The 11913-nt window shown below is 47.0% G+C and carries 10 protein-coding genes; 3 read left to right on the top strand and 7 right to left on the bottom strand.

The genetic code is table 11. From position 1 onward, the window contains the following. Positions 1-238 precede the first annotated feature (238 nt). Positions 239-448, top strand: coding sequence for a cold-shock protein (locus tag BM099_RS01855; protein ID WP_090723611.1), 210 nt, complete (start codon positions 239-241; stop codon positions 446-448). Positions 449-512: 64 nt separating this feature from the next. On the opposite strand, the gene BM099_RS01850 is transcribed toward BM099_RS01855, so the two are convergent. The 7 genes from BM099_RS01850 to tkt all read right to left on the bottom strand — a co-directional run bounded on the left by BM099_RS01850 (position 513) and on the right by tkt (position 8046). Next, a complete protein-coding gene (locus tag BM099_RS01850; protein WP_090723609.1) occupies positions 513-1118 on the bottom strand; it encodes a YitT family protein in 606 nt (201 codons plus the stop codon). A gap of 261 nt (positions 1119-1379) precedes the next feature. After that, positions 1380-1802: a YidB family protein gene (locus BM099_RS01845; RefSeq protein WP_090723606.1), complete on the bottom strand. Its 423-nt coding sequence runs from the start codon at positions 1800-1802 to the stop codon at positions 1380-1382. 80 nt (positions 1803-1882) lie between these two features. Next, on the bottom strand, positions 1883-2494 hold the full coding sequence (locus BM099_RS01840; protein WP_090723603.1) for a MarC family protein: 612 nt from the start codon (positions 2492-2494) through the stop codon (positions 1883-1885). Positions 2495-2576: 82 nt separating this feature from the next. Beyond that, positions 2577-3641, bottom strand: a complete 1065-nt coding sequence (gene fba, locus BM099_RS01835) for a class II fructose-bisphosphate aldolase (protein WP_090723600.1) — start codon at positions 3639-3641, stop codon at positions 2577-2579. A 70-nt stretch (positions 3642-3711) separates the two neighbouring features. Then, positions 3712-4878, bottom strand: a complete 1167-nt coding sequence (locus tag BM099_RS01830) for a phosphoglycerate kinase (RefSeq protein WP_090723597.1) — start codon at positions 4876-4878, stop codon at positions 3712-3714. An 83-nt stretch (positions 4879-4961) separates the two neighbouring features. After that, the gene (locus tag BM099_RS01825; RefSeq protein ID WP_090723594.1) at positions 4962-5990 is read right to left on the bottom strand and encodes a type I glyceraldehyde-3-phosphate dehydrogenase; all 1029 of its coding nucleotides are present in this window, start codon (positions 5988-5990) and stop codon (positions 4962-4964) included. Positions 5991-6051: 61 nt separating this feature from the next. Next, on the bottom strand, positions 6052-8046 hold the full coding sequence (tkt, locus tag BM099_RS01820; RefSeq protein ID WP_090723592.1) for a transketolase: 1995 nt from the start codon (positions 8044-8046) through the stop codon (positions 6052-6054). Positions 8047-8400: 354 nt separating this feature from the next. Between tkt and metK the strand changes: the two genes are divergently transcribed. Beyond that, complete coding sequence (gene metK / locus BM099_RS01815; protein ID WP_090723590.1) at positions 8401-9591, top strand: methionine adenosyltransferase; 1191 nt, start codon at positions 8401-8403, stop codon at positions 9589-9591. A gap of 199 nt (positions 9592-9790) precedes the next feature. After that, entirely contained in the window at positions 9791-11911 is a 2121-nt protein-coding gene (locus BM099_RS01810; protein ID WP_090723587.1) for an EAL domain-containing protein, read from the top strand. Positions 11912-11913: the final 2 nt, after the last annotated feature.

The following is an 11913-nucleotide window of genomic DNA, read 5'->3' as shown; positions in this document are numbered from 1 at the left end:
ATAGGCAAAATACACCTCCAATAGCCCATTTCAATATTTACATTATCCTCATGGAAGCGCTAGAATTTAGATGAGTCTGTATTAAAAGACCGGATTTACCGGTTGAAGTAGCCATCACTTTTTCATAAGCGCTTTCTGCTCCAACCCCTCTTCCCGTTCTCATTAGTACTGTGATTCACTGTTATCTCAGCTGTGTTACTGAGAGATTTTTTAAAATTTAAAAAAGAGTACTTATACCGTGTCAGATACACAAACAGGAACCGTTAAGTGGTTCAACGATGAAAAAGGCTTTGGGTTCATTCAGCGCGATAGCGGTTCGGATCTATTTGTTCACTTCCGTTCGATTATCGGTGAAGGTCGTCGTACCCTCGCTGAAGGACAGGCTGTCAGCTTCGTAGAAGTCCAAGGGCAGAAAGGCCCTCAGGCAGATCAGGTAACGCCGCTGTAAGGTGACTGTTGTTGTCTGCCAAAATAGAAAGCAGGCTGATATGAGCCTGCTTTTTTTTGCCATCTTATGCGCTGACGGCCTTCATCTCAGGTGTTTTGGCCCATTCCGGTGGCTTATGGTAGCGACCCACAACCGAGCTCATAACGGCAAAGGCAATAAAAGAAAACGAAACCTGCTGAAATTCAAATAAGGTTAATGCGACAATAATAATCAACACATCCCCGAGCATGGTTGTTTTTCCGGGATGGATCGCAAAGCGACGCTCCAAATACATCGCCAGTATATTTAAGCCACCCAGTGATGCGTTATGACGAAAAAGAATGATGAGTCCGAAACCAATCAACATCCCTCCCAACACGGCAGCAAACAGCGGTTCAACCTCGATGTGCAGATATCGGTGCATTAACTCCGTTAATAACGATAATAACGAAATACTGCAAAAGGTTCGAAAAGCAAAACTCCACCCCATATAGCGTAACGCTAAAAAGTAGAATGGCAGATTAAGAATAAAGAATAGTTGCCCGAATGATAAATCGGTAAAACTTTGCAAAATCATCCCAATGCCAGCCGTTCCACTGATCAACAACCGGGCTGAGTTAAGTATATGTATCCCTAATGCAACCAGGAGACATCCCTCAAGAATAGATAACCAACGATGCGTTGTATGCATAATACACCCCTAACATCGGCTCCGGCTTTTGACCAGAGACCTGAAAAGAACAGCCTGATAATTTCTTATGGAAAACACAGGCGCGGTGCCGGTAACGGCTATAAAATCTATGCAGAAGCTATGCCAGTTAAAGGACGCGTATTATGAGTAAAATTAACAACAAGTGCACCATTTAAAACCAAACCTGATATTTCACGGTTGAAAATGACAAAAAATGATGCACTTTTAAACACAGAGCTACTTTCCTATCGTCAATCCAGATTAGCGGAAAAACTTAGACGCCAGCCCCGCCAAACCACTAACCCCGCCAACGGCTTCCAATAAACCACCGGCTGAACTGTTATTATCAATCAATTCTGGAATCATATCTGACAACGCGCTGCTTGCCTGTTGCTCTTCCAGACCCAGTGAAGCTGAAAACTCCTGCACTTCAGACTGACCCAGCATAGCAAGCACCTGATCTACTGATAAGCTGCTGTTTTCACCATCACCCAACCATGACTGAGCCAATGAAGCTAATCCACCACCACTGAATTTTGAAATCAGATCACTGAGATCAATCTGACCATCTGCACCGCCTAATAGCGACCCCAGAGCACTCGATACCTGCTCAGAATTGATTCCACCGGCTGATGACCCTAGCTTGCTCAAAAACAGATCGGTTGCCACTTTTAGTAAATCCATCGACTTAGCTCCTTTTATTTCCAGATATCTTAAATAATTGGTAACACGTTACCCCCTGCAACATGAATCGCATGTTAATTCTAATAAGAACCCGCCGACTGCATAAAGCCATGCACACCGGTTAATACAATCTGCGAAGCCATTGCCGCCAGAATTAAACCGGTCACTTTACTTAAAACATTCAATCCTGTTTTTCCCAGAATCCTCTCCATCCACGCCGAAAGATGCAGACATACTAGTAAACTGATTAATGCCAGTAGCAGACCAATCAAACCATAGGCAATATCTAATCCGTGTAATTCGGCACCATACACCAAAATAGTACCGATGGTGGCGGGCCCGATGATCGTGGGAATAGCCAAGGGCACAACCGACACATCATCACGCTGCTCAGAAGGCACTTCAGCATTCGCTCTGACACCATCTCTAACCAGACTAATAGCAGAAAGAAACAGCAGAATACCTGCTCCGATACGAAATGAATCCAGCGTTATACCCAATAAAGCAAAAAGAGGAGAGCCGAAAAAGAAAAGCACCAGGCTGATACACAAAGCTGCAAATACCGCACGATTGGCCGTCGAACGTCTTACGGCCACCGAGTCTGTTCGCGTCAGAGCCAAAAACATGGATACCACAAAAAAGGGAGCGAACAGAAAAGCAAATTTCACCCAGGTAGAAAGAATCAGAGTCATAGTAGCGCCATCTCAAAAGGGGGTTTGGTCATCATCAACAAAAAAGCCGCCTCAAAAGACGGCCTTTTTCAGACGCATCGCTTTACACGATTTTTGCATCCAGCTTACCAGCCTCATAGGCTGCAGCCATATTTTCAAGCGAAATAGCATTGATTTTAGATGCCTGACCCGCCGCACCAAATGCTTCATAACGAGCAATACAGATACCGCTCATCGCATCGATAGTTTTCTGCAGGTATTTACGAGGATCAAATTCGGCTGGGTTTTCGGCGAGGAAACGACGAATCGCACCAGTAGATGCCAAACGCAAATCCGTATCAATATTAATTTTACGTACGCCGTGTTTAATACCTTCAACAATCTGTTCAACCGGTACGCCATAAGTTTCCGGTATCTCTCCACCAAACTGGTTAATCACTGCCAACCACTCCTGAGGCACTGAAGAGGAGCCGTGCATCACCAAGTGGGTACCAGGGATACGCTGATGGATCGCTTTAATACGATCAATCGCCAGAATATCGTCCGTGGGTGGCCGCGTAAATTTGTAAGCACCGTGAGATGTACCACAAGCGATAGCGAGTGCATCCACATTAGTTTTACTCACAAAATCAGCCGCTTCGTCAGGATCAGTCAACATCTGATCGTGTGATAAAGTGCCTTCAGCGCCGACGCCGTCTTCTTCACCCGCCTGCCCGGTTTCCAGGGAACCTAAGCAACCCAATTCACCTTCCACAGACACACCACAGGCGTGAGCCATCTCAACAGTGCGACGTGTTACATCAACGTTATACTCATAGCTGGATGGGGTTTTCCCATCAGTCATCAACGAGCCATCCATCATTACAGAGGAAAAGCCCATCGCAATGGAGCGTTGACAAATAGCAGGAGAGGTACCGTGATCCTGGTGCATACACACAGGGATGTGCGGAAACTCAGCGATAGCAGCCAGAATCATATGACGCAGGAAATTAGAACCTGCATATTTACGCGCGCCCGCAGAAGCCTGCACAATCACCGGAGAGTTGGTTTTGTCAGCTGCTTCCATAATGGCACGCATCTGTTCCAGGTTGTTTACGTTATACGCCGGGATGCCGTAACCATTTTCGGCAGCGTGATCCAACAGCTGACGCATTGATATTAAAGCCATTGTGTTTCACCTATTACTTTAAATTATTTTCAGCTTAGCTATATAAAACATACAAAATAAGCAAAGCGCCTTACTGCTTGGCACGTGTTTCTAACATAGCGACGGCGGGCAGCACCTTACCTTCAACAAACTCGAGGAAAGCCCCCCCACCAGTTGAGATATAGGATACTTTATCAGCAATCTCATATTTATCTACAGCCGCCAGCGTATCACCGCCGCCGGCGATAGAGAATCCGGCGCTTTCAGCAATTGCTAGTGATAATGTTTTAGTACCAGCACCAAACTGATCAAACTCAAAAACGCCAACCGGGCCATTCCAAATAATCGTGCCAGCACCTTTCAGCACACTGGCCAGCGCGGCAGCAGAGACAGGGCCGATATCCAAAATCATCTCATCATCGGTCACATCGTCAACGGATTTAACCGTCGCTGTCGCTGACTCAGAAAATTCAGTAGCCACGACTACATCCACAGGCAATGGGATGTTTACTTTTTTCATCAATGCCTGAGCTACCGGTATCAGGTCATGTTCACATAATGACTTACCTACTGGCTTACCGGCGGCGGCGAGGAAAGTGTTCGCAATACCACCACCGACAATTAACTGATCGACTTTATCAGAAAGCGAGTTCAGCACTTCCAGCTTAGTCGATACTTTAGAACCACCGACAATGGCGACCAAAGGAGTCGCGGGCTGCTTAAGCGCCTTACCCAAAGCATCCAGCTCATTCGCCAACAACGGACCTGCGCAAGCAACATCAGCGAAGCGTGCCACACCATGTGTCGACGCCTGCGCCCGATGCGCCGTGCCAAAAGCATCCATGACATAGATATCACATAATGCCGCCATTTTTTGTGACAAGGCTTCGTTATCTTTTTTCTCGCCCAGATTAAACCGGACGTTCTCCAACAACACCAACTCACCGGCAGCCACTTCAAAACCACCATCCAGCCAGTCTTTAATTAACGGCACAGGTTGCGACAATAGTGTGCTGAGATGTGCAGCAACCGGCGCCAGCGAAAACTCTTCTGCATACTCGCCTTCAGTCGGCCGTCCCAGATGAGACATCACCATTACTTTAGCGCCGGCTTTCAATGCCAACTCAATGGTTGGCAATGCCGCACGGATTCGGGCATCAGAGGTTACTTGTCCATCCTTAACAGGAACATTGAGATCTTCACGGATCAGTACGCGCTTTCCGCTCAGATCCAGGTCTGTCATCTTCAATACACTCATGGGCTTGTCCTATTCAGTAGTAATAGTGGCTATTTAACTAATGATTTATAATTAAGCGCTTCAGACTTAATGTTCTAACTTTATTACGAATCGGCTTTGGGCTGATTTAACCAGTCCTGAGTAATATCCAGCATGCGATTCGCAAAACCCCACTCGTTATCAAACCAGCAGAGCAATTTAATCAGTGTGCCGCCACTCACGCGGGTTTGTGTGCCATCGACAATGGCCGAACGGGGGTCGCGGTTAAAGTCGACCGATGCATGTGGCTCTTCGGTATAGCCTAACAAGCCTTTCAAACCCTGAGCAGCTGCATTTTTGAATATCTGATTAACCTCTTCTGCGCTGGTTTGCCTGGAGACATTAATACTCATATCCATAACAGATACATTGATAGTCGGCACACGCAGGTGCAAACACTCAAAGCGTCCGGCTAATGCAGGCAGCAAACGATCTATACCGCGGCTTAAACCGGTATCTACCGGAATAATCGATTGCATCGCGCTTCTTGTCAGACGCAAGTCTGTTTGATGATAACTATCAATCACCGGCTGATCATTCATCGCTGAGTGGATCGTCGTCGTCACACCAGAGACGATGCCCAGTTCGCGATTTAGCAACTCCAACACAGGAATCACACAGTTAGTCGTGCAGGATGCTGCTGACACTACAGTCATACCCGCCGTCAGTAGCTGATGATTCAGCCCATAGACAATCGTTGCATCAACATCCGCCATGGCTGGTTGCGAGAAAAGTAATTTTTTCGCCCCCGATTTCAGGTGCTTTTCAGCTGTTTCCCTATCACTAAACGATCCGGAGCACTCGATTACCAGATCAATGCCCATCTCTTCCCAGGGAAGCAGAGAGGGATCAGCCTGATTAATCACCCGAATACGATCATCACCAATCAGCAGACATTCACCATCATGCTCAACCGGAATAGGGAAACGACCATGCGTCGTATCATAGCGGGTCAGATACGTGACCGTTTCAATATCAGACAGCTCATTTAATGCAACCACCTGCAATTGCTGCTGCAATCCATTTTCATAGATTGCCCGCAGCACGCATTGACCGATCCGGCCATAGCCATTAATCGCAATTCGAAAGCTCATCTAACTCGCTTTACACTCAAAAAAAGAACGAAGCCGGACAAATGTCCGGCTTAGAATCGATTTACAGAACCGATTTAACCGTTGCTACAACATTATCAACCGTAAAGCCGAAATGTTTAAACAGGTCACCCGCCGGCGCAGACTCACCAAAGGTGGTCATACCAACAATGGCACCATTCAAACCGACATACTTGTACCAGAAGTCAGCCTGTAGCGCCTCAACAGCGACGCGTGCCGTGACTGCCGCGGGCAGAACTGCTTCACGATAAGCAGCATCCTGACGATCAAACACGCCAGTTTCCGGCATAGAGACGACACGTACCTTCTTGCCTTGTGCAGCCAAAGCTTCAGCAGCATCCACCGCTAATCCCACTTCAGAACCCGTGGCAATCAAGATAGCATCAGGCTGGCCATCCGTATCACGCAGGATGTAACCACCGCGTGCAATGTTGGCAATCTGTTCTGGTGTACGCTGCTGGTGTGGTAGGTTCTGACGCGAGAACACCATCGCTGTCGGGCCATCTGTACGCTCTAGCGCCGCTTTCCAGGCTACTGCTGATTCAACCGCGTCACCTGGACGCCAGCAGCTCATATTAGGGGTATGACGCAGGTTAGAGACCTGTTCAACAGGCTGGTGAGTTGGGCCATCTTCACCCAGACCGATCGAATCATGTGTGTATACATGGATAACGCGCTGCTTCATCAGTGCCGCCATACGCAATGCATTACGTGCATATTCCATGAATACCAGGAAGGTCGCGCCGTATGGAATAAAACCACCGTGCAACGCCAGGCCATTCATCATTGCAGACATACCGAATTCACGTACACCGTAATAAAGGTAGTTACCAGAAGCATCATCTTTACTAATGCCTTTAGCGCCCGACCAAATTGTCAGGTTAGAGCCGGCCAAGTCAGCAGATCCACCCAGAAGCTCCGGCAATAGTGGGCCATAAGCATTCAGTGCATTTTGTGAAGCCTTACGTGAAGCGATGGTTTCACCTTTAGCGGCGATTTCTGCAATCCATGCATCTGCTTTTTCAGAAAAATCGGCTGGCAAGTCGCCAGAAATACGGCGCAATAAATCGTCCGCTAATTCAGGAAAAGCGCTGCGGTAAGCAGCGAAGCGTGAGTTCCAGTCATTTTCAGCACGGCAACCGGCATCTTTGGCATTCCAGTCTGCATACAGATCTTCCGGAACTTCAAACGCGGGATAAGGCCAGTTCAGACGCTCGCGCGTCAGCGCAATTTCATCTTCACCTAATGGCGCACCATGGCAGTCTTCTTTTCCTTCTTTATTCGGCGAACCAAAACCAATAGTGGTTTTACAGCAGATCAGCGTTGGGCGGTCAGTGGTCTCTTTAGCGCTGACAATCGCGTCACGAATCTGATCGGCATTATGCCCGTCGACACCCGGAATGACCTGCCAGCCGTAAGCTTCAAAGCGTTTGACGTTATCGTCGGTGTACCAGCCTTCAACTTCACCGTCGATAGAAATACCGTTGTCATCCCAGAAAGCGATCAACTTACCCAGACCTAACGTACCGGCAAGCGAACAAGCCTCATGAGAAATACCTTCCATCATGCAACCATCACCGAGGAAAACATAGGTGTTATGATCAATGATTTCGTGACCTTCGCGGTTAAACTGTGCAGCCAGGATTTTCTCAGCGGTAGCAAAACCTACGGCATTTGATATGCCCTGCCCTAACGGGCCGGTAGTAGTTTCTACACCGGGGCAGTAACCGTATTCTGGATGCCCTGCCGTTTTAGAATGCAGTTGACGGAAGTTTTTAATGTCGTCAATAGAGACATCATAACCGGTCAGGTGCAACAGAGAGTAAATCAGCATTGACCCATGGCCGTTAGATAATACGAAACGATCACGATCAAACCATTGCGGGTTAGATGGATTGTGCTGCATGAAATCGTTCCAGAGCACTTCGGCAATATCTGCCATGCCCATTGGTGCACCAGGGTGGCCCGACTTTGCTTTTTGAACAGCATCCATACTTAATGCGCGAATAGCGTTGGCCAGTTCTCTGCGAGAGGACATTCAATCAACTCCTGGGATTTTCCCAATTTAGTGAAGCGAAGTATAAAAACAGGCCGCAATTTTCGCGCAGATACGTCTTCGCTTCAACGCTAAAACCTGATTTTGACGAAAACTGAAGGAATTTCATGTTAATTCATGAAATTTTCATGAAAAACCGACGCTAAAATCATGCATTACCGGTTCAAGACAGCTAAAATACGCCCTGCTTTTACAATCACAGATGCACAGAGATCTATTTCACCTTCTCTGCCTCTGGTGATTCTACTTAGAACAACGCTGCTAAAGTAGCTCAACCTAAAAAAGTGCTGGCAGACAGTTCTGTTTAATAGCTTTAATTGAGGATACAAACACGCGATGAGCGAATACAGCCTATTTACTTCCGAATCCGTGTCTGAAGGTCACCCAGACAAAATAGCTGACCAGATTTCAGACGCCGTTCTTGACGCCATTATCAGTGAAGATAAATATGCGCGTGTCGCCTGTGAAACCATGGTTAAAACGGGTGTGGCGATTGTTTCCGGCGAAATAACAACCTCAGCCTGGGTCGATCTTGAAGATATCGTGCGTAATGTTATCTGCGATATCGGCTACACGTCATCTGATGTCGGTTATGATGGTGCGACATGCGGTGTTATCAACATTATCGGTAAGCAAGCCCATGAAATTGCTCAGGGCGTCGATCGCGCTAAACCTGAAGATCAGGGAGCGGGCGACCAGGGCCTGATGTTTGGTTACGCATCGAATGAAACCGATGTATTGATGCCCGCGCCGATCACTTATTCTCATCGTTTAGTCGAGCGTCAGGCTGAAGTCCGCAAATCCGGCTTATTGCCATGGTTACGTCCGGATGCAAAATCGCAGGTCACCTTCCGTTATGCAGACGGAAAGCCATCAGGCATCGACGCCGTCGTTCTGTCGACGCAACACAATCCTGATGTATCGCAAGCCGATTTGCGCGAAGCGGTAATGGAATTGATCATCAAGCATGTTTTACCTGCAGAATGGCTCAGCAAAGAAACTAAATTTCACATCAACCCTACGGGCTCATTCGTTACCGGAGGGCCAGTAGGAGACTGCGGTCTGACTGGCCGTAAGATCATCGTCGATACTTACGGCGGCATGGCGCGTCACGGTGGTGGGGCATTTTCGGGTAAAGACCCATCTAAAGTTGACCGTTCTGCTGCCTACGCGGGTCGTTATGTTGCCAAAAACCTGGTCGCCGCAGGGCTTGTTGATCGTTGTGAAATTCAGGTTTCTTACGCCATCGGTGTTGCTGAACCGACTTCAGTCTCGATCAACACATTCGGTACAGGCAAAATATCTGATGAGAAAATCATTGCACTGATCAATCGTCATTTTGATTTGCGCCCACACGCGATTACTCGCATGCTGGATCTGCTACACCCTATGTACCGCGCGACAGCAGCTTATGGGCACTTTGGCCGCAACCCTGTTGAGATGACAGTGAATGACGATACGTTCACCGCTTTCACATGGGAGCGTACCGACAAAATTGAAGCGCTAAAAGCAGACGCCGGGATCTAAACACTCCGCATTTTTTCTAAAAGGCACTTTTTGTGCCTTTTTTTATCACTTTTTTATGCTTTTCTTATGTTTTAATTATAGAACAAGCCTTTAAAACTGGCGTTTTATACATTTCTGACCAAGACTCTTTTAATTAACGAAACACCTCACTTCTTACCTGTAGAAAAATAATAAGCAAACATAGGTGTCCGGAGAGTCAATGCACTTAAAAAATATCAGCATCCGCTGGAAACTGTTTATTCTGGTTTCTCTGATGATGCTAAGCATTACAGCGATCTATCTGATCTCTTTAAAATTGGCACACAATGATCTGATCGAGTCGCGAAAAACCATCATTAAAAGCGTTGTCGATAGCGCCGCGAGTCAATTAAAGCCGATTCTATCCTTGGACAACCACACCTTGTCCGATAAAGAAAAGCGCACTCAGATCAGACAGCTGGTACAGACACTGCGTTATGGCGAGAATAATTACCTGTTTGCTTACAATCTTGCAGGGGAGACAATAGCGAATCCGACCTTATCCCAGATCGACGGCCAGGATACCCGCCATCTGAAAGGTCAGAATAACAACGACATGCTGCAACCGATGTTACAGGGCATTCGCAAACAGGGCGAAGTATACTGGCATTATTATTGGCCCAAAGCAGGTGAGACGGAACCCTCTGAAAAGCTCAGCTACGCAAAGCTCATCCCAGGCACAGATCTGATCATTGGCTCAGGCATTCACCTTGAAGAGATACAACAGCTATACGTCACTCACAGTATCACTTTTACCTTACTGGCTACTTTTTTTGGCTTACTCACTTACCTGATAGCCAGCCGTATTGCCAGCAGCATCACAGCACCCACAGCACGACTGGTTACTCAAATTGAACAACTGACATCAGGGCATCTGACCGAAGAGATCACGGATGCCGAGCGGCAAGATGAGATTGGCAGCATTGCAAAAGCACTGGTACATTTTCGCCAGCAAACCATTGAAAACCAAGATCTTAAACAAATAAGCCTGCAGGAAAAGCATCTAGCTACCTACGATCCTGTCACTCAGCTACTCTCTCGAAAAGGCATTGAAAATGAGCTAAGCCTACTACTGGTAAGCCTGCCAAAAGGTGAGCAAAGTGCCGTATTAGCGATCAAACTTCCGTTACTACGTGACATACTGTCACGCTGGGGTTCCGATTACTGCAATCTGATACTTATCGATATCTCTAACCGTATAAAAAAAACACTCGGAGTGAACGATCTGCTGGCACGCTATAGCGATGATACTCTCATGCTAATACGCCCCGAACTCTCAGATACTCGTGAGATAAATATTCTTATCAACGCCATTCAAACCGCCATCATGCAACCTGCTCAAATTGATGGCCAGCAGTTATCATTTCAATCCCGTGTGGGCGTCAGTATCGCTCCTGATGACGGCACTCAGGAACTGCAGCTGTTTGGCCATGCAGAGGAAGCCCTCAGCGAGGCAAGGCGCCTCGAGCTGGATTATATGTTCTTCAGCCAGCTGAAAACCTTTGCTCTGGATGAACGCCTTGTACTGTGGAAAGATATTCAGCAAGCCTTAGAAGAAGACCAGTTTTACCTTGTCTTTCAGCCACTACATGACTTACATACCAATAAAATCATCTCGGCTGAAGTACTTTTACGCTGGGAGCATCCGGAACGCGGCTTTATATCGCCGGCCACCTTCGTGGTGTTTGCCGAACAAAGCGGACTCGTTACCCGACTGGATAATTGGGTCTTAAAAGCCGCCGCAAAACAGATTAATGAATGGAAAGAAGCAGGCATTGAGGTTCCGCAGCTAGCCGTCAACCTCTCCGGACTGACCTTCATGCGTAGCGATTTAAAACAGTTGATTCAGGAAGCCACGGCTGAGTATGACTTCCCCTTATCGGCGCTGGAGCTGGAACTGACCGAAGGCGTTTTGATAGCTTCCATAGAAACATTACAGGAAAAAATCCACACGATTCAGGAAATGGGCATAAGTATCTCCATTGATGATTTTGGTACGGGTTACTCCTCTTTAAGCAGGATACGAAATCTGCAGATCAATAAAATCAAAATTGATCGTTCATTTATTCAAGACCTGGAAAGTAATCAAAGCGATAAAAAGATCATAGAAGCTATTATTCTCATGGCACAAGGGCTTGACGTTAAGGTGGTTGCAGAAGGTGTCGAAACGCCAGAGCAGCTGAATATCTTACGTGCCATGAATTGTGATATTGCGCAGGGTTTTTTACTCAGCAAGCCGTTGAAGAAAGAAAAACTGATACAGCTACTGGAAAATCAAAATCTTATTATTGAAGTAGACTGAAT

The sequence above is a fragment of the Neptunomonas qingdaonensis genome, assembly GCF_900113275.1.
Classification (GTDB): Bacteria; Pseudomonadota; Gammaproteobacteria; order Pseudomonadales; family Balneatricaceae; genus Neptunomonas; species Neptunomonas qingdaonensis.
This window is presented reverse-complemented; position numbering and strand designations above follow the sequence as displayed.